Origin of the sequence: Psychrobacter sp. DAB_AL32B, from assembly GCF_002224105.1 — a bacterium.
Classification (GTDB): domain Bacteria; phylum Pseudomonadota; class Gammaproteobacteria; order Pseudomonadales; family Moraxellaceae; genus Psychrobacter.
The window spans coordinates 1-19,485 of record NZ_NEXU01000119.1; the positions used below are offsets into that span (position 1 = coordinate 1).

17 protein-coding genes are annotated in these 19,485 nt (G+C 42.9%); 1 reads left to right on the plus strand and 16 read right to left on the minus strand.

The features are described from left to right. The coding region (locus tag CAN34_RS12915; protein ID WP_133063024.1) for an IS3 family transposase at positions 1–110 on the plus strand (110 nt) is incomplete at its 5' end. 91 nt (positions 111–201) lie between these two features. Here CAN34_RS12915 and modB read toward each other — a convergent pair. From modB to CAN34_RS13000, 16 genes are all read right to left on the minus strand, one after another. Beyond that, positions 202–903, minus strand: a complete 702-nt coding sequence (modB, locus tag CAN34_RS12920; RefSeq protein WP_089555981.1) for a molybdate ABC transporter permease subunit — start codon at positions 901–903, stop codon at positions 202–204. Positions 904–1,095: 192 nt separating this feature from the next. Next, positions 1,096–1,995, minus strand: coding sequence for a molybdate ABC transporter substrate-binding protein (gene modA, locus CAN34_RS12925; protein WP_089555983.1), 900 nt, complete (start codon positions 1,993–1,995; stop codon positions 1,096–1,098). Positions 1,996–2,156: 161 nt separating this feature from the next. After that, entirely contained in the window at positions 2,157–2,648 is a 492-nt protein-coding gene (locus CAN34_RS12930) for a molybdenum cofactor biosynthesis protein MoaE (RefSeq protein ID WP_089555985.1), read from the minus strand. Positions 2,649–2,713: 65 nt separating this feature from the next. Beyond that, complete coding sequence (locus CAN34_RS12935; RefSeq protein WP_089555987.1) at positions 2,714–2,992, minus strand: MoaD/ThiS family protein; 279 nt, start codon at positions 2,990–2,992, stop codon at positions 2,714–2,716. Positions 2,993–3,052: 60 nt separating this feature from the next. After that, positions 3,053–3,589: a cyclic pyranopterin monophosphate synthase MoaC gene (gene moaC / locus CAN34_RS12940; RefSeq protein WP_089555989.1), complete on the minus strand. Its 537-nt coding sequence runs from the start codon at positions 3,587–3,589 to the stop codon at positions 3,053–3,055. A gap of 26 nt (positions 3,590–3,615) precedes the next feature. Then, positions 3,616–4,380 carry a molybdenum cofactor guanylyltransferase gene (locus CAN34_RS12945; RefSeq protein ID WP_089555990.1) on the minus strand — a complete coding sequence of 255 codons (765 nt, stop codon included), beginning with the start codon at positions 4,378–4,380 and terminating at the stop codon, positions 3,616–3,618. After that, a complete protein-coding gene (gene moaB, locus CAN34_RS12950; protein WP_089555991.1) occupies positions 4,381–4,911 on the minus strand; it encodes a molybdenum cofactor biosynthesis protein B in 531 nt (176 codons plus the stop codon). It lies immediately after the preceding gene. A gap of 67 nt (positions 4,912–4,978) precedes the next feature. Further along, complete coding sequence (moaA, locus tag CAN34_RS12955) at positions 4,979–6,082, minus strand: GTP 3',8-cyclase MoaA (RefSeq protein WP_089555992.1); 1,104 nt, start codon at positions 6,080–6,082, stop codon at positions 4,979–4,981. Between the two features lie 265 nt (positions 6,083–6,347). Next, positions 6,348–7,643 (minus strand): gephyrin-like molybdotransferase Glp, encoded by a 1,296-nt coding sequence (gene glp / locus CAN34_RS12960; protein WP_089555993.1) that lies wholly within the window; start codon positions 7,641–7,643, stop codon positions 6,348–6,350. A gap of 108 nt (positions 7,644–7,751) precedes the next feature. Continuing rightward, complete coding sequence (locus CAN34_RS12965; protein ID WP_368039510.1) at positions 7,752–8,891, minus strand: peptidylprolyl isomerase; 1,140 nt, start codon at positions 8,889–8,891, stop codon at positions 7,752–7,754. 247 nt (positions 8,892–9,138) lie between these two features. Beyond that, positions 9,139–10,353, minus strand: a complete 1,215-nt coding sequence (locus CAN34_RS12975) for a globin domain-containing protein (protein ID WP_089555996.1) — start codon at positions 10,351–10,353, stop codon at positions 9,139–9,141. Between the two features lie 240 nt (positions 10,354–10,593). After that, a complete protein-coding gene (gene narI / locus CAN34_RS12980) occupies positions 10,594–11,319 on the minus strand; it encodes a respiratory nitrate reductase subunit gamma (protein ID WP_089555997.1) in 726 nt (241 codons plus the stop codon). Between the two features lie 11 nt (positions 11,320–11,330). Continuing rightward, positions 11,331–12,188 (minus strand): nitrate reductase molybdenum cofactor assembly chaperone, encoded by an 858-nt coding sequence (narJ, locus tag CAN34_RS12985; protein ID WP_089555998.1) that lies wholly within the window; start codon positions 12,186–12,188, stop codon positions 11,331–11,333. Position 12,189: 1 nt separating this feature from the next. Beyond that, entirely contained in the window at positions 12,190–13,728 is a 1,539-nt protein-coding gene (gene narH / locus CAN34_RS12990) for a nitrate reductase subunit beta (protein ID WP_079691217.1), read from the minus strand. Between the two features lie 137 nt (positions 13,729–13,865). Continuing rightward, entirely contained in the window at positions 13,866–17,624 is a 3,759-nt protein-coding gene (locus CAN34_RS12995; RefSeq protein WP_089555999.1) for a nitrate reductase subunit alpha, read from the minus strand. A gap of 423 nt (positions 17,625–18,047) precedes the next feature. Beyond that, positions 18,048–19,427, minus strand: a complete 1,380-nt coding sequence (locus CAN34_RS13000; RefSeq protein ID WP_089556000.1) for a NarK family nitrate/nitrite MFS transporter — start codon at positions 19,425–19,427, stop codon at positions 18,048–18,050. Positions 19,428–19,485: the final 58 nt, after the last annotated feature.

Consider the following 19,485-nt stretch of genomic DNA (forward strand, 5'->3'; position numbering starts at 1 on the left):
TGTTAGAACAACAAATTCATAGATTTATGCATTATTATAATCATGAAAGAATTCAGCTTAAACTAAAAGGACTGAGCCCTGTGCAATACAGAACTCAGTCCTATATTTAATTAACCGTCCAAGTTTCGGGGGTCAGTTCATTCAACTTTATAGGTTAATTGAGGGTTTTTTATGCAATAGCGTTTATTTTTTATGGAAGCTTTATGAGCGCTGATTCAATCGGCTGACACTTGCAATCAATGCCACCATAACCATGCCCATGATAATGAGAATAATAGACATCATGTGCGCTGCCTCATAATTCAGCGCCTCTACTTGCTCATAGATAGCAATAGAGACGACTTTGGTCTCACCCGAAATACTACCGCCAATCATTAGTACCACACCAAACTCACCAATGGTATGTGCAAAGCTGATTAGACTACCAAGGATGATACCGATACGTGCTTGCGGTAGTGCCACGCGTATAAAACGTCTTAAACGGCTGGGCTCTAGCAGATGAGCGGCGTCCATGACACTGGCTGGAATGCGTAAGAATTGCGCATAGACAGGCTGAACGTAAAAAGGTAATGAGTAAATAATAGAGCCAATTACCAGTCCCTCAAAGGTAAAGGTGAAAGCGCTGATATTATATTGTGCAAGCCATTTGCCAATACCAAAGTTTGGGCTTAACAGCAGTAATAAGTAAAAACCGATCACCGTTGGTGGCAACACAAGAGGCATGGCAATCACCCCCATGAGCAGTATCTTTATACGGCCAATGATATTGCCGCAACTGGGTTTGGCCAACCAATAAGCCAATGGGGTTGCAAACAATAATAAACATAAGGTGGTAATGCCGGCAAGCTTGATGCTCACCCATACGGGGAGCAGCATATCTGAGATAAGAGACTGAGACATCATAGCGTCACTGTTTATTTACCTTTTATCTAATACATTACTGATAGGACGTTACTTATAATGCCATGCCATTTATTATACTTAGCATCATAATATGAAGGCGCACTGATAACAATAGCTTTAGCCTCATTGTCAGCGCGCCTTCATTTATAAATGACAGTATAGAACTGATAAAATAACCTATCTACAGATAGGCTACTTAACCGCTAAATAACCCGCTTTAGAAAAATAAGCTTGTCCTGCAGGAGAGCGTAGATAGTCAGTGAAATCTGCTGCGGCTGCCACGTCAGTGATAACGATGCCGTCTTGTAAGATAGCAGGATAAGACTCTGGTGGTAAGATATAAAACTGCTCAGGGGTGGCTTTAATTGCCGTGACTTGTGAGTGCGCAACAAAGCCATAGTCGACACTACCGGTATGCGCATATTGAAAGGCTTGACCAATATTTTCAGCTTGTATGATGCGTTTTTGCGCCGTTAGAGAGTCATAGAGTTTTTGCTCTTGTAGATAGGTTTTTGCAGATTCACCATAAGGCGCAAGCTCTGGATTGGCAATGGTGATTTTTGTTTTATTATCGTTCTTTAGTAACTCAGTCAATGTGGTTTGGTTCGGTCCACTAACAGGTTTGGTGGCACTATAAATAGATAGCTGACCTTGGGTATAAGTAAATGGCGTGTGGCTTGTGTCACCTTTAAACATCTCATCTACTAACTTAGCGGGGAATTCTTGATTGGCCGCTAAGAATATGTCGTAAGGCGCACCTGAGGTAATTTGAGAATAAAGCTTACCTGATGAGGCAAAGGTGACTTCGATTTTTTGATTCGGCTGATTTCTATCAGCTTTATAACCTTCAATGATTTCAGGTAGTACATCTGATAAGTTGGCTGCAGCTGCAATGCGCATAGTTTCAGTTGGTTGAGTCGTTGCATCATTAGCAACGGCTTGCGTCTCTTCCGTACTGGTTTCTTTACTACAAGCACTCAGTGCTAACGCTAAACAAACAGATGCGCCTAGCGTTACGATAGGTTTTGATAATTTTAAGTAAGACAGATTGGTGACGGGTTCACGATGACCATTTAATTGCTTAGCTTGCATACTTAATATCCTCTAATTTTAAAATATGAAACAATTATCAGTGAAAAAATATTGGTTTTGAAGTCTAGGTTGCTTATTTATATTAGACAGCTTAATAGCTGTTTTTTTAGCTAATAATTATATTTACTGCCATTATGAACCTTTGCATATGCTTCTTTTGCTTAGCCATTGTTGCTTAGCCATTTAGAAGAATCATCTTGATAGTACTCTTGCTTCCAAACGGGAATATCTGCTTTAATCGTATCGAGTATCCAGCGACAGGCATCAAAGGCAGGATAGCGATGGGCTGAGACGACGCCCACCCACACAGCCACGTCGCCAATCTCTAACGCGCCAATACGATGGATGGCGATAGCATGAGTGATTTCAAAACGCTTTTTTGCTTCTTCAATAATGGCCCGTCCTTGATTGAGGGCGAGGTCTTCGTAGCCGTAATAGGTTAAGCGATTGACGCTACTGGCATTATTGTGGTTGCGTACCCGTCCCTCGAAGCATACAAATGCCCCGCAGCTGTCATCATCGAGGGTGTTTTTAAGCCGGGTTTCGTCAATGTTGGTATCTAATAGCGCAAAACCATCACGTTCAGCAATCAGGTAGGCTTCATCGATGCTACGTTTAATGTGCATCGACTGCCCATGTACATTGTCTGTCATTTATTTTCTCTATTTATTATTTTGAGTGAGCTTTATAATGATATATGCAGAAAGTATGAGTAACATTAACCGCCAGCGACGGGTGTAATAAAAACCACGTTATCACCATCATAAATCTCATCTGTCCATTTGGCAAAGTAGTCATTGACCGCCACACGCAGTTCTGACTGCGGACGACTAAAACGATGCTTTTGGCGCAACTGCTCATATAAATCGGTTAATGAAGTCGACTGTTGCACATTGATTTTTTCTTCATGACAATTGGCTTCATCAGCCAAGCTTGCGAAGTATAAAATAGTAATATTCATCGTGGCATCTGTATTACTTTCGATTAAAGCGCTCATAGCAGTCTCCATTATTTGTTAATTACCAAACTTTATGCATATCGGAACAATGATACTAATTTAGGCATGCTGATAGTCGGATTTGCCGCCCGTTTTGTTCATCAAATGAATATTATCAATCACAATGTCATGTGAGATGGCTTTAGTCATATCATAGATGGTTAAGCACGCCACACTAACGGCGGTCAGTGCTTCCATTTCTACGCCAGTTTTATGCGTGACTTTGATGGTGGCAGTGACGGTAATGCTATTTTTATTATCATCGTATACAAAGGTTAAGCCAATTTTGTCTAATGGAAGGGGATGGCAAAGTGGAATAAGATCGTGGGTGCGTTTGGCTGCCATAATGCCTGCGATATGAGCAGTTTGGGTAATGCTGCCTTTTTTGGTCATACCGTCAGCAGCCTTGATTTGCTCATAAATCGCTGCGGGGAAAACTACCTGTCCTTGCGCACAAGCTTCTCTTGTCGTCGCCGTTTTGCCACTGACATCAACCATCGTAATATCGCCGTCGCTATCTAGATGCGATAAGTTTGATTTAGCCGATGTTGATTCAGCTAGTGTGGCTTCATTATTTATTTGGAGATTACTACTCATAGGTAAAACCTTTTTTAAACTGTTTTTTATAGATGAGTCAAAGCTATACAGGCGCGTTTGAAATCTTCGGGAGTATTAAAATTAGTCAAATACTGCCAGTTTTTGGGAAATGACACAGGCTGGACGATAGGCTTAATAAACTTCATCACTTGGCGCTGTCCATGATCAATATAATGCTTTAAATTAGGCTCAATACTTAATCGATAGATACCTAATAATGGATATAAATGACTATCATCCGTTAGGCAAATGGCAGATTTATCTGTGGCTTGTGTTATATAAGTCTTTAGCTTTTGCCATAAATCGGTTGCAGGAACCAAGCTATCACAGCTAATAACCATCAGCCAAGATGCGTGCGCGTTTGGTATTTCGCCTAATTTCGTCAAGCTTGCCGCAGATTGTAGCGCTGACTCAATGGCCACTAATGCGCCGCCGGTTTCGATCTGCTCGTCATCATTGCCAGAAATATTGTTGATAGACAGATAATCAGCAATATGGATGATTGGCACCTGCGGATTTTTGACAATTAAATCCGGATTGATGCTAAAACCACGCTCATTATCAGCAATCATAATAGGCGCATTGTTCATAACCGCTGCGCTTAGTTCAAGCGCTTGTCTAACATGATAGTCAAGCAGGCGCTCGTTTGTCGACAGGGTTAATTCAGCCTTAGGCGACCCCATACGTTTGGACGCGCCACCAGCCAAAATAACAATACCTGCTAAACGGTCTAAATGATCTGCATTGGAGCTGGTTGAAATATTAGTAACATTATCAACATCCGCAATCATTTAATCATGACCTGGATTGGTACGCATAAAGTGTGGGACAAAATTACACGGACGCGTACGGCTATCGAGTTGCTCTTGCAAGATACCTTCCCAAGCGGTGCGGCAAGCGCCGGATGAGCCTGGTAAGCAGAAAATACCTGTACCATTTGCCATGCCAGCCACTGCTCTGGATTGTATGGTAGACATACCGATATCGTCTTTTGAAATTAAGCGGAACATCTCACCAAAGCCATCAACTGATTTATCAAACAATACGCCAACCGCTTCTGGCATGCTGTCTCTAATATAAAAACCAGTACCGCCAGTGGTAATAATAGCGTGCACATCTGGGTCGGCAATCCAGCCGCTGATAACGGCTCTAATTTTATAAATATCATCAATAATCAACTGACGATCCGCAAGTTGATGCCCTGCTGCGGTTAATTGATCGACCAGATACTGACCCGAGGTATCTTCTGCAAGAGTACGGCTATCAGAAACCGTTAAGATGGCGATATTAAGCGGGGTAAATGGAGCTTGCAGCTTACTCATGGATATTCCTTAATAAATATGCTTGTTATAAAAAATGAAAAATTTGATTATTAGTATATTGTTGATTCTAACCACCAATCATCGACAAGTTATTCATCATGCCACTATTGGAATCATGGAGATGATGGTGTTCAGGTTTGATTGGCATAAAGCTATGTAGGGTATTAACGAGCCCTGCAACATCGTCTTGTTCTAGATGCTCACGAATGTCGTAATTACCTTGGTCAAATAGACACAGATGTACCTTACCTTGACTGCTGACACGCAGGCGATTACAGCTGTCACAAAAATGAGCGGCATAAGGCGCAATCATACCGATGCGCCCTTGATAATCAGGATGGCTATACTCTATCGCTGGACCATCGTTGCTACCACGCACATGGGTTTGCCAACCATTTTTTAATAAATAATTGGTGATAATGTCGGACTGTGCATGCTGCGCAAAAAATAAATCGCTGTTGTCACTGGTTTGCATAAATTCAATAAATCGATAGGTAATAGCTCTATCTTTGATATATTCGATGGCATTCATCAGATTTTCAAAGGCAGTTTCAGCCATTAAAATACTGTTTATTTTTAGTTTGATATCCGTGGTCGCTAGTAATTTATCCATATCAGCCAACAGCTGCGGCAACATATCAAAACCAGTCATCTTATGAAAAGTAACAGCATCAAAGCTGTCCATACTGATATTAAGTTGGTTTAGTCCAGCAGCGTGCCAATCGGCTAAGTGCTTACCAAGTTTATAGCCATTACTGGTCATGGCGACGGTTTCAATGCCTTTGGTGTTTTTGATAGTTTTAATAATGTCTACCACATCACGGCGTATAGAAGGCTCACCGCCCGTAATTCTGACTTTTTTGGTGCCTACTTGGGCAAAACCGCGGATTAAAGTAGCAATTTCAGCGACACTCAGCTCATTTTGTGGCGGTTTGCCTTGATAGCCATCCGGCAGGCAGTATTCACAGCGGAAATTACAGAAGTCTGTAATCGATAAACGCAGATAGGTTAGACGTCGTGCGAAACCATCTGTTAATGGTTGAGAGAGCGTACTAGGAGAATGGATAGACGACATGGCGACTTTCGACGGTGAATCACCATCAGAAATAGCGGGTGCAGCGACAGGCGAATACAGTTGAGCATTGCCTGCATTGGGGGCAAGATGGTTCATAGATGATTACCATTAATATTAAGTATATTGTGTACTTTTAGGCGTTGCCTCAGGTTGTGAGTGAAAAATTCTATTTAGATATCATTATGACAGCTTATCAGCAAATAACAATTAACCGTAAGTTACTTAAAAACTACCACCAAAGTAGTAGAAGCTAAATGGTAGTGGATAATAAGTTTCTCACGGTTAATGGTATAAAGAATTATTAACTGTTTAGCTGTAAACAACGCAGTTTTCAGTTATTAAACTATCAATGATGTAACTTTCAATGATTCAACCAAGGGAAGGGCTGAACCTGTACGTTTTCACCAGCCGATAGGTTACCAGAATCTTGAGCCAATACAATAAAACAGTTGGCGTGGCTAAGCTGTTTGATACGGTGCGATTGCTGTTTGGTAAAGCTTTCAACTTGAAAATTGCCAGCTTCATTTTGTGACAGAATCCCTCTTTGAAAGTCCGTACGACCTGCTGATTTTTTAATATCATTTTCAAGCGTTGCGCTTAGGGTCAATTGCATGGGTCGCTCTTGTAGAGCAGCGCCTGCCATTTGCCACAATGCTGGAATCACAAATTGTAAGGTGCCGACGACCGTCGATAATGGGTTGCCGGGTAAGCCAAAATACAATACTGGCTTGGCAAGGTTTTGATTCAGCTCACCAAATACAAAAGGTTTACCGGGTTTCATCGCCACTTTATAGTGATTAATTTTTCCTAATTGTTCAATGACGGTGGTTAAAAAGTCATAATCACCAACGGATACGCCAGCGGTAGAGATAAGTACATCGCACTCTTGCATCGCTTTGGTCACAGCGGCAGTGGTTTTGTCTAAATTATCAGCAATGATGCCATAATCACGAATATCTACGGGTAAATCAGATAATAGGCTTTTGAGTGTAGGCGTATTGGAATTATAGATTTGTGCCAAGCTTTCAAGCTCATTGCCAATCGCCACGAGCTCATCGCCAGTCGCGAGCACACCGACGATCAAAGGTTTATAGACAGCAACTTTATCGACACCTAAATTCGCCAATAAACTAATATCAGCAGGATTCAGTCGTTTACCTTTGAGTAAAACAGTTTCACCAGTTTCAATTTCTTCGCCTTGCTTACGAATGTTGTCATCGCATTTAGCAGTTTGACTAAGCGTGATGGCATAAGGCTGTGATTTATCTATCGTGTCTCTTATCGCTGCAAAGTTGGTGTTTTCTTGCATGATGACGGTATCACAGCTGTCAGGTACGACCGCACCGGTAAAGATACGTATCCCTTGTCCTGCCTTGATATCACCAGTGTAAGGACTGCCAGCTTGCGATTCACCAACGATATCAATCACAGTATCTGCTGCGAGTTTACTATTTTTTGCAATCGCATAACCGTCCATCGCGGATAAGTTCTGCCTCGGTATAGCAAAGGGCGAGACAATGTCTTCAGCCAATATCTGATTACGGCTTTCTAACAAGTCGTAAGTATTGATTTGTCTGTTAGGTAGCGGATAGTCATTATGGTTATAAGTTTCTACGCGCTGCTTTATTTCAGAGATGAGGCCTTCAACCGTAATCATAAACTTCTACTCATTTTATTAATGTTGGACTATTTATAGCATCAGAGAGACGTTATACCATAAGAGCTACTTTATATCATAACAATGTCGTCACCGACAGATGATTGATTAGCCGCGGAATATATTCTCTTGCTCAAGCATCATCTCGATACCTTCGATGTCTGCTTCATTCGCTAGCGTAAACAGATAATCGCACAATGCTTGATGAAACGCTTGCTGGCTCAGCTTATTATGAATAGCAGGGACAACTTGATCATAAGTCATCTGTATGCCAGGTTCTTTATTTAATACATCAACGACGTGGAAGCCATATCTGCTTTCGATGGGGCTTGGCGCAAGTCCTGCGTCTGACTTAAATAACGCGCTTTCAAATTCTGGTACGGTTTGTCCTTTGTTAATCACACCCAACTCACCATCTTGTTCTTTTGAAGGACAAGCAGAGTGCTGGCGTGCCAATTGAATAAACTCTGCATCGGGATTGGCATTATTTTTAATTTGTTCAATAAATTCGTAAGCGGTCTTTTTGAGCTTTAATCGCTCGTCGCCATCTTCAGGCAGACAAGCCAGCAAGATATGGCGCACGTTCATAATAGGATCGGTCATATAGTCCGTAATATTTTGCTTATAGTAACGCTCACACGTTGCCATATCAGGCATGGTCGCTTGGACATTTTTATCTATCAAGGCAGAAATAGCTTGTTCTTCATCGTTTTCCCATGCCGCTTCGCCAAGGTTTGGCTCATCCAAAACCGCCAGTCTAAGTAGTTCACGTACAACCAAAGCCTGCGTCGCTAAAAATACCGCGTCTTCTTTATTTTCTGCTGGGTGATATTGCAGCTCTTGAGCAATGTTAGTTCTATCTATCATCACACCATTTACCGTGACCGAAGGCAATTCATCACGACTAGAAGCGATGAGGTTTTTATGGTTGCTGTGTTCTTCCGCCATTGCCTTTTCGATGAACTCTTGATCAGAATGTGGTTTTTGTAGATCGGTCAAGGTTGGCATTAAATGAACGATATCATCACCATGACTATGATTGTGCTCATGACTATGATGATTGTGGTCATGGCTGTGATCGTGACTATGGTCATGACCACAATTATGACCGCTGTGCGTGTGATTGGCATCAGTAGAGGCATGAGCAGCATGGTCAGTATGAGTGTCACTACTAACGTTGTTATTTACGCTGTTACTTACGTTGTTAGTCGTCGTGTGGTCGGTTGGATTGTAGGTACTGACAGTCATGGCTTTTGCTCCACTAAAGTTTTTGATAAAAGGATTCTTGTAATAGGAATCTTAAAATAAGATTGAGGTTTTACGTTAAAAACTGAATAAAAATAATAAAAAAATAGAGCCGCCTTTAAATAAATTTACTGCTATTGCATAAATTGTTTAAAAGCGGCTCTACGGCGGTGTCTGACTTATATTCTATTATCTTTAATAAAGCATTGAGATTGTTCATCATCCTCAATACTTTATTAAGTTGATAATATTAAGCCAACTCTAGGCTCATTTTAGGACCAAATGGTTCGTAATGAACACTATCAACGCCATGGTCGAGGATCATTAAGCCATCGATAATACTTTCCATAAATGGCATTGAACCACAGACATAAATGTCGGCGGGCTTAGGTAAATTGGCAAGCCACGCTTCATCAAGAATTTGCCCAGACTCAAAGTAGAAGATGTGCTTTTCTACGTTTTCAGCAGCGGCTAATAGCGCATTTATTTCATTATTGAAAGCATGATGCTCTTGGTTTTGGCAAGCATAAACCCAGACGATAGGACGCTTTGGATTGGCAGTTACTTGTGCTTCTAACATCGATAAAATCGGTGTTACCCCAACCCCAGCGCTGACAAGTACTAATGGAATATCGTTTTGTTGTACTAAATCTTGATTGAGCTCAAAATCACCAGCCGGTGCAGACAATAGAACCGTATCGCCGACTTCTAATGAGTCATGCAGATAGTTAGACACTAGCCCATTATGCTCATTGCGGTTATCGCGTCTGACCGCAAACTGGATGCCTTTATCGCTATTGGCTGAGAATAAAGAATAATGACGCAGGGCAATACGGTCGCTGTCGGTTGGATCTGTTTTTACCGTGATGTATTGACCAGCGCTTAGTTTAAGTTTGCTTAGGTCGATAGGTTTGTGGCTTGCTGTGTTATTGCTTGCTAAATCAGCGTTTACTGGAACGACCGTAAAGGCGGCGATATCAGTGGCGGCTTCTACTTTTTCAGTCACTTTAAATGGAGCAAAACCTTGCCACATTTCCTGCTCGTACATACCGTGTTCGACTTGGATAAATACCGAGGCAATTTCATCATAAGCTTCAGTCCAAGCATTGATGATGTCGTCATTAGCCGCTTCACCCAGTACTTCTTTTATGGCACCAAGTAAGTGGGTGCCAACGATAGGGTAGTGCTCTGGCAAAATCTGTAAGGCACGATGCTTATGACTGATTTGTGTGACTTGCGGCAATAAAGTCGCTAAGTTTTCCAAATGTTTGGCCGCTGCTAAAACCGTCATTGCTAATGCGGTCTGTTGGCGACCTAGTTTCTGATTGGTTTCATTAAAAATATCAAGCAGTTCAGGATGCCCATTAAACATATTTTTATAAAACACAGTAGTAATCGCGGTGCCGTGCTCTTCAAGTACTGGTACCGTTGCTTTGACGATTTCTAATGTTTGTGGTGAGGCCATTGTGGTTCCTTTAGTGAATATATTCACATTGATAAGTTTAGGGATTGAAGCTCAAAAAATGAACTTGGTAACAGTAATTAGATATTTAAACTGCAATGAACGCTGCAACTGGACTGGGTGCAGGATTAAGCATTCAGCAGTAAAATAATCAAGCTGTTTCCATAAGATTCATTAAAAATGAATCTTATGGTATCGTATTCCTATTTAAACATCAATGCTGTTTCACTATTGTGGTTATTTCTATTGCGAACGTTTCTCTCTCACAATTTGATAGCGGCGACCTAAATACCACACTGGCGCGCTAATAATATGAATGAGCCGTGTGAATGGGAATATCGCAATCAACGTGATACCTAGTGCCATATGCAGCTGATAGATGAGGTCAGTTTGCTCGATACGAGCTGCTGCTTGCCAAGGTCTTAAGATGGTGATGTCCTGTGCCCATCCTGCTAAATTCATCATAGTAAAGCCATCTAGATGTTTTACTGAGGTAAAGATGGATATTAATCCGAGGTTGAGCTGAATAAATAACAGCACGAGTATCAGCTTGTCAGAAAATGATGAGGTGTTGGAGATACGGTCGTCCGTAAAGCGTCGCCACATCAGCATGACCAAACCAAACCAACAAAATACCCCTGCAATACCACCGACGACCACCGCTAAAATCTGCTTATGCCCAGCACTGATAAAGCGGTCATAGAGAAAATGCGGCGTCAACATACCGAATAAATGCCCAAGCAATACCACGATAATACCGACGTGGAATAAGTTGCTAGCAAGACGCATGTTTTTGGTTCTTAGCATTTGTGATGAACCGGTCTTCCACGAATACTGAGATAAATCAAAACGTACCCAAGTACCAATGATAGCGATGGTCAATGCTATATATGGATAAACACCAAAAAGAAAGATTTGCAGCCAACTTAGATTGGCTAAAGACTGTACGCTAGGATCTGCAATATTCATATCTTCTCTCCTTATGATTGTTTAACCGGTGGATTGGTTTTAAAGTCTACCCAGTGCACAGGAGCGTCGACGATGTTTTTAGTAGGGGCAGTTCTAACACCCGCTTTTGCTGCCAGACTTTGGGTGCTGGTCTGAGAAGAACAACGCTCTTCTTGTTGCGCATCTAAGAAAGTAACCACTTCCTCTTCCCACTCTTTGTCTAATGCTTCAAAGCTGTCATCAGGTTTTTCTTTACTGATTTTTTCTTGATACTCTTCGACCATATTCAGAGGCTTGCCAGCAATTTGCAATAGCGCATTAAAGCAGCCTTTATACATACTGCCGCGGTGCTCAAGTCTGGCAGCAAGCAAGGCAATGATGTGACTGACATCGGCAATATCCATACGAATTTGAATATCATCGTCGATAACGGTTGCTTGATACGCTAAAAACTCTAGATATAAAGGAAGATAATCAGGGAGCTCTTTGACGCTAATGGCAAAGCCAGCTTCTTCATATTGACCCATCAAATCTACCATGGCTTGACCGCGATCACGCGACTCCCCATGTACATGCTCAAACAACCAAAGTGATAAAGACCGACCGCGCTCAAACAGACCGTCATAACGCGCTTGTGCTTCAAGAGAGCCGGTATCGATTAGATCTTCAATCAAGTCAATGATTTGCGTTCGTACTTCAGGACTAATAATGGTTGATCTAGCGACAATTTCTGTGCAATCAGCCAAGGTATCACCTAAAAATAGCTCATTGCTTGGATAGTCGATAAGTAAGCTTAATACTTTGAGTATTTTTAATTCTGATGCGCCAATCACTGGCGGCATTACAGAGTCGATGACAGAGCTGTCGGTATGAAATTGAGTAGTTTGCATCTTATGACTCCCACTTTTGGACAGTATCGATGAAATCACGACGATTGGTTTTGCGTTGTCCGAACATACTGTTATCAGAAGTACCTGAACAGCCTTCACCAAAGGTGAAACCACAACCGTTACGTTCAGCAAAGGCATCACTCAACGCTTCTTCGCGATGTGCGGTTGGAATGACAAAACGATCTTCGTAGTTGGCGATAGCAAGATAGCGATACATTTCTTCAACCTGAAGTTTGGTCAGACCAACATCGTCTAAGATGCTTTGAACTTCTTGTTTTTCGACCAGTTGCATACGCTTGTAGCTACGCATAGCAAGTAGACGTTTTAGCGCAAGACGAACGGGCTCTTCATCACCTGCGGTCAAGAGGTTGGCCAAATAACGTAACGGGATACGTAAGCTGTCGACATCTGGAATCAGACCATCCATACCGACTTTGCCAGCTTCAGCAGCATTTTGAATCGGTGATAATGGTGGTACATACCAAACCATCGGTAGCGTACGGTATTCAGGGTGTAGCGGTAGGGCAAGCTTCCAATCAACAGCGAGCTTATATACTGGCGAGCGCTGCGCAGAATCAATCACTGACTGCGGAACACCGTCTTTTAACGCTTGAGCGATAACGGCAGGGTCATTAGGATCTAAGAATAAATCCAATTGGGCTGGATAAATGTCTTTCTCGTTTGGCGTACTAGCTGCTTCGGCGATTTTGTCAGCGTCATATAATAGGACGCCTAAGTAACGGATACGACCAACGCAAGTTTCTGAGCAGACAGTCGGTAAGCCCGCTTCGATACGCGGATAACAAAAGATACATTTTTCAGATTTTCCGGACTTCCAGTTATAGTAAATCTTTTTATACGGACAACCTGAGATACACATCCGCCAGCCGCGGCATTTTTCTTGATCAATTAGAACAATACCGTCTTCTTCACGCTTATAGATCGCGCCACTAGGACAGGCGGCCACGCAAGTTGGGTTCAAGCAATGCTCGCATAGACGCGGCAAATACATCATGAAAGTATTTTCGTACTCGCCGTAGATATCTGCTTGGATATTGTCAAAGTTTTTATCTTTACGACGTTTTTCAAATTCTGTACCTAAAATCTCTTCCCAGTTAGGACCCCATTCAATCTTTTGCATACGCTTGCCAGTGATGGCTGAGCGTGGACGGGCGATAGGCTGATGGGTACTGATAGGAGCGGTATGAAGATGCTGATAATCGAAATCAAACGGTTCGTAATAATCATCGATTTCTGGCAAATCAGGGTTGGCAAAGATATTTGCCAATACTCTGAACTTACCACCGATGCGTGGATTTATGGTGCCGTTGGCATTACGTATCCAGCCGCCTTTCCATTTGGTTTGGTTTTCCCACTCTTTGGGATAACCAATACCAGGCTTGGACTCGACGTTGTTGAACCACGCGTATTCCATGCCTTCACGGCTGGTCCAGACGTTTTTACAGGTGACTGAGCAGGTGTGGCAACCGATACATTTATCAAGGTTAAGCACCATGCCGACTTGCGAACGAATTTTCATGGATCTGTGCTCCAAATATTAGTAGAAAAAGCAGCTCTTTATTCTTCATTGAGGTCGTTTTAAAAGGTGTCGTTTCAAAAGATATTGTTTAAAAAGATAAATTCTAAAACGACCTATTTTCAGGAGAAGAAAACGCTTTAATCCTCGATGGTGGTTGGTAATGGACGCGGTAATTCGTTATCTGGCTTATCTTCTAGCCAGTCGATTTTTGACATTTTGCGAATTACGACAAACTCATCACGGTTACAACCTACGGTGCCATAGTAGTTAAAGCCATAAGATTGCTGGGCATAACTACCAATCATATGCGTCGGTTTCAAGATAGTACGGGTCATTGAGTTATGAATACCGCCACGCGTACCGGTCTGCTCAGAACCTGGAATATTGACCAGTTTTTCTTGAGCGTGATACATCATGGTCATGCCTTCTTTGACCCGTTGGCTGACAATGGCACGAGCGGTAAGCGCGCCGTTCGCATTAAACAGCTCAATCCAGTCGTTATCGACGATACCTGCTTTGGCGGCATCAACTTCTGACATCCAAACACAAGGTCCACCGCGGCTTAGGGTCAGCATCAATAAGTTTTCAGAGTACGTACTATGGATGCCCCATTTTTGGTGCGGTGTTAAAAAGTTCAGTACAATCTCTTTATTACCATTTGGTTTGGCATCTTTTACCATCGCCGTGGTTTTGGTATCGATAGGTGGACGATACTGCTGCATTTGCTCGCCAAACGCTTGCATCCAAGGATGGTCTTGATAAAACTGTTGACGACCGGTCAGGGTACGCCAAGGAATCAGCTCATGGACGTTGGTATAACCAGCGTTATAACTCACCTCATCCGACTCAATACCTGACCATGTCGGGCTTGAGATAATTTTACGTGGTTGAGCGACGATATCTTTAAAACGAATTTTTTCATGTTCGCTAGATTTGGCAAGATGGGCATGCTCGCGTCCGGTAAACTCAGACAATGCTTCCCAACCTTTTACGGCGACATGACCGTTGGTTTCAGGTGCCAGCATCAAAATCATTTCAGAGGCATTAACCGCAGTGTTAAGGCTTGGTCTACCTTCAGAGATACCAGGCTCAGTAACTCTATGATTTAAATCACCGAGCTGTTTGACTTCGGTTTTCATATCCCAATTTAAGCCTTTTGAGCCGTTGCCTAATTTTTCTAAGGCAGGACCCATAGAAGTAAATTTCTTGTAAGTATTTGGATAATCACGCTCAACCACCATAATCATCGGGCAGTTTTTGCCGGGTACTGGTTTTTCACCTGCTGTTTTCCAGTCAGTGCCACCGAATGGCTGCGCCAATTCGCCCGGGCTATCATGTTGCATTGGTAAGGTCACGACATCAGTTTCAACGCCCAAATGTCCTTTTGACACTTCAGAGAAGGTCTTGGCAATGCCTTTATAAATTTCCCAATCCGTTTTAGATTCCCAAGCAGGGTCGGTCGCCGCAGTGAGTGGATGAATAAAGGGATGCATATCTGAGGTATTCATGTCATCTTTTTCATACCATGTTGCCGTTGGTAGGACGATATCTGAATACATGCAGGTCGATGACATACGGAAGTCTAACGTGACAACCAAATCCAATTTACCAGTAGGGCCTTTTTCTACCCAATCGACTTCTTTTGGTTGCAGGTGACCTGCGGCATTTTCTTCATTGAGTAAGCCATTTTTGGTACCCAAAAAGTACTTGAGCATATATTCATGACCTTTACCCGATGAGCCCAAGAGGTTTGAGCGCCAGATAAACATATTGCGCGGGAAGTTGTCTGGGTTGTCAGGAGATTCGCAAGCAAAGCGGATGCTGCCGTCTTCAAGAGAATCAACAACATACTCTTCCACGTCTTTACCATTTGCTTTGGCTTTAGCCGCGATAGTCAAAGGGTTGCAGTTTAATTGCGGGGCAGAAGGAAGCCAGCCTGCGCGCTCTGCTTGAATGTTGTAGTCCAGCATGTGTTCTGGGAAAAATTTCTTATCGACAAGTGGCGAGAGTATTTCATGGGCAGAAATAGTCTCATGACGCCACTGTGAGCTGTGCGCATAGAAAAAGCTGGTACCAGCCATCTGGCGTGGTGGACGCATCCAGTCGAGTGCAAAGGCAAGAGGTAACCAGCCTGTTTGTGGACGCAGTTTTTCTTGACCAACATAATGCGCCCAACCGCCACCCGATTTACCGATACAGCCACAAAGCATGAGCATATTGATGACGCCGCGATAGTTCATATCGAGGTGATACCAGTGATTCATACCAGCGCCGATGATAATCATCGATTTACCATGTGTCTTGTGTGCGTTTTCTGCGAACTCACGGGCAACTTGAATGACACGCTCACGGCTCAAACCAGTGATAACTTCTTGCCAAGCAGGAGTTCCTGGTACAGTCGCATCGTCATAGTCATCAGTAACATGCTCGCCACCAACACCATTATCCACGCCAAGGTTGGCAACCGTTAAATCAAATACAGTGGCGACGATAGCGGTTGTACCATCGGCAAGGGTGATTGTTTTACAAGGAACGGTTTTTTGTTGTATGGCTTCGCCTGGTACTGACGCAAAATGTGGGTGTTCAACATGACCAAAGTAATCGAAGCCTACTAGGCAGGTTTCATTGCTGTCTTTTAAAGTCAGTGTTAGATCAATATCTTCGCCTGTGGTACCGTTTTTCTGCTCAAGATTCCACTTACCTTTTTCACCCCAACGATAGCCGATAGAACCGAGTGGAGAAACCAGCTCGCCATCACTATTCAGTCCAATGGTTTTCCATTCTGGGTTGTTTTCTTGCCCTAGGTTATCAATTAAGTCAGAAGCGCGTAGATAGCGACCAGCATGGCGTGCGCCTTCTTCACCTTCTAGCATGACTAGGACGGGTAAGTCGGTGTAGCGTTTGGCGTAATCTAAGAAATAATCACTTGGCTGCTTGAGGTAAAACTCTTTAATAATGACATGACAGAATGCTTGTGCCACCGCAGCATCAGTCCCTTGCTTAGGGTTCAGCCATAAGTCGGTGAGCTTAGAGACTTCAGCGTAGTCAGGGGTGATTGAAACTGTCTTGGTGCCTTTATAGCGAACCTCGGTAAAGAAATGCGCATCAGGGGTACGAGTTTGAGGAACGTTTGAACCCCAGGCAATAATATAGTCAGAGTTGTACCAATCGGCTGATTCTGGCACGTCTGTCTGCTCGCCCCAAACCATCGGCGATGCTGGCGGTAAGTCGCAGTACCAGTCATAGAAAGATAAGCAAACCCCACCAATCAACGATAGATAGCGACTACCAGCGGCGTAACTGACCATCGACATCGCAGGAATCGGAGAGAAGCCAATAATGCGATCAGGACCAAAGGTTTTGGCAGTATAGACGTTACTAGCAGCAATGATTTCATTCACTTCCGCCCACGTTGAGCGAATAAAGCCACCTAAGCCACGCTTGGATTTGTACTGTTCAGCTTTGATAGGGTCTTGGACGATACTGCCCCACGCGTCTACTGGATCAGGATATTGAGCTTTGGCTTCACGCCATAATTTGAGGAGCGGCTTACGAACTTTAGGATATTTCACACGGTTGGCAGAATACATATACCAGCTGTAGCTTGCGCCACGAGGACAGCCACGCGGTTCGTGGTTTGGTAGGTCTGGACGGGTTTCTGGATAGTCGGTTTGCTGAGTTTCCCACGTGACCAAGCCATTTTTTACGTAGATTTTCCACGAACAAGAGCCGGTACAGTTGACACCATGCGTTGAACGCACCACTTTGTCATACTGCCAACGGCTACGATAGACGTTTTCCCAATCACGAGACTCATCGCGCGTCTCGCCATGCCCATCGGAGAATTCGCCCTTTTTACGTTTAAAAAAACGGAATTGGTCGAGTAAATGGCTCATTTCGCTATCCTCTGTATTATTGCCTATGGTGTATCTAAAGCTGAATGGCGCAGTACAAATAATCGCTGCCCATGCTGTAAATATTTTTCGATGGTGTCAGTTTAAATAAGCCATCACAGTCTTACTATTAGCTAACATGAGCAGAGCACTACCACCTTAGTAGTAGCTGTAAAAAATAAAATCTCATCAAAAAACGGCTAAGACGGTCATTTAAAGCAGTATTAAAAACATTATTAAGAAAAACATTAAGAATATTATTAAGATTTTTTAATAAAAAACCAGCGGCACTCATCAAAATCCTAAAAAGTAGTTGGCAAAATTTAGACAAAAAAAGTGCTACTTACATGGGTAAGTAGCACGATTAAGAGGGTAAGCTATGGTTTAAAAGACCATTTTTAAAAGACCGCTTTTAAGAAAATAGCTTTAGCAAGGGATTTCAGCGTTAGAACGGCTGTAATACCACCAAGTTAATATAATACAGAGAATATAAAAAATGATTAAGGCAATAAAAGTACCATCAACACCCAGTCCAGAACCAAACATTTTAGGGATAAAGAAAGCGCCATAGGCGGCTATTGCTGAGGTGAAACCAACCACGGCCGCTGACTCTTTACGTATCTCGATGAATAACTCTTCTGTACCCGCTTTCTCTGGTTCACGGCGATCATGAAACGTTCTGAAAATCACAGGAATCATCGTAAAGGTAGAGCCATTACCGATACCTGTAGTAATAAATAACACCATGAAGGAGATAAAGTAGCCGACGAAACTGCCCTCATTGGTTTCACTAGGTAAGAAGTACATCACCGCCAACACTGCCAACACCATGACCACATAGTTCCAAAATGTCACTTTTGCGCCACTGGTTTTATCAGATATCCAGCCACCTAATGGGCGAAATAATGCGCCAACTAGAGGACCTAGAAAAGCAAATTTGAGTGCATCAATGGCTGGGAATGAGTTTTTAATCAACATCGGGAACGCTGCTGAAAAGCCAATGAATGACCCAAACGTCGCCATGTAGAGAATACACATGATCCAGTTGTGTTTACGTTTAAAGATAATCGATTGGTCTTTAAAAGAAGCTTTTGCGGTGGCAATGTCATTCATGCCAAACCAAGCTAGTGCTGAAAATAGCAGGATAAAGGGCACCCAAATAAAACCAGCGTTTTGCAGATAAAACAATTTGCCGCTTGCAGAAACTTGTGGATCGCCGCCCAAGCTACCAAATGCGGCAACCAGTATAATCATCGGTACGACAAACTGCATCACCGAGACACCAAGATTACCAAGACCCGCGTTTAGCCCAAGCGCAGTGCCTTGCTCAGCTTTTGGATAGAAAAAAGAGATGTTAGACATGGATGACGCAAAGTTACCACCACCGAAGCCGCAAAGTAGCGCAATAATGGCAAATATCATAAATGGCGTATCAGGATTTTGAACGGCAAAGCCCATCCACAATGCTGGAATTAATAAAGAGGCTGTCGATATCGCTGTCCAACGTCGTCCGCCGAAAATAGGCACCATAAAAGAATAAAAAATCCGCAGCGTCGCACCAGATAGACCGGGTAGCGCGGCGAGCCAAAATAACTGTCCTGCATCAAAATCAAAACCAATTTCTGGTAAGCGCACGATGACTGCGCTCCATACCATCCATACCGCAAACGCTAATAGCAATGATGGAATGGATATCCATAAATTTCGACGAGCGACTTTTTTACCACCTCCTTCCCAAAATTCTTCTACTTCAGGACGCCAGTCAGTAATGAGCTTACCACCTTTGAAGTTGTAATGACTGCCCATACGATTCCTCACTTAATATCGTCTATGCTTAGTTATAATTGGTGTTTTTATCACGTTA

Coding starts and splice junctions, on each gene's coding strand:
- CAN34_RS13000 (WP_089556000.1), bottom strand. CDS start 19,427: ATGGGCAGTCATTACAACTTCAAAGGTGGTAAGCTCATTACTGACTGG.
- narI (WP_089555997.1), bottom strand. CDS start 11,319: ATGAATATTGCAGATCCTAGCGTACAGTCTTTAGCCAATCTAAGTTGG.
- glp (WP_089555993.1), bottom strand. CDS start 7,643: ATGATTACGGTTGAAGGCCTCATCTCTGAAATAAAGCAGCGCGTAGAA.
- CAN34_RS12945 (WP_089555990.1), bottom strand. CDS start 4,380: ATGATTGCGGATGTTGATAATGTTACTAATATTTCAACCAGCTCCAAT.
- moaB (WP_089555991.1), bottom strand. CDS start 4,911: ATGAGTAAGCTGCAAGCTCCATTTACCCCGCTTAATATCGCCATCTTA.
- narH (WP_079691217.1), bottom strand. CDS start 13,728: ATGAAAATTCGTTCGCAAGTCGGCATGGTGCTTAACCTTGATAAATGT.
- CAN34_RS12965 (WP_368039510.1), bottom strand. CDS start 8,891: ATGACTGTCAGTACCTACAATCCAACCGACCACACGACGACTAACAAC.
- CAN34_RS12995 (WP_089555999.1), bottom strand. CDS start 17,624: ATGAGCCATTTACTCGACCAATTCCGTTTTTTTAAACGTAAAAAGGGC.
- moaC (WP_089555989.1), bottom strand. CDS start 3,589: ATGAGTAGTAATCTCCAAATAAATAATGAAGCCACACTAGCTGAATCA.
- CAN34_RS12975 (WP_089555996.1), bottom strand. CDS start 10,353: ATGGCCTCACCACAAACATTAGAAATCGTCAAAGCAACGGTACCAGTA.
- modB (WP_089555981.1), bottom strand. CDS start 903: ATGATGTCTCAGTCTCTTATCTCAGATATGCTGCTCCCCGTATGGGTG.
- CAN34_RS12935 (WP_089555987.1), bottom strand. CDS start 2,992: ATGAGCGCTTTAATCGAAAGTAATACAGATGCCACGATGAATATTACT.
- modA (WP_089555983.1), bottom strand. CDS start 1,995: ATGCAAGCTAAGCAATTAAATGGTCATCGTGAACCCGTCACCAATCTG.
- moaA (WP_089555992.1), bottom strand. CDS start 6,082: ATGAACCATCTTGCCCCCAATGCAGGCAATGCTCAACTGTATTCGCCT.
- narJ (WP_089555998.1), bottom strand. CDS start 12,188: ATGCAAACTACTCAATTTCATACCGACAGCTCTGTCATCGACTCTGTA.
- CAN34_RS12930 (WP_089555985.1), bottom strand. CDS start 2,648: ATGACAGACAATGTACATGGGCAGTCGATGCACATTAAACGTAGCATC.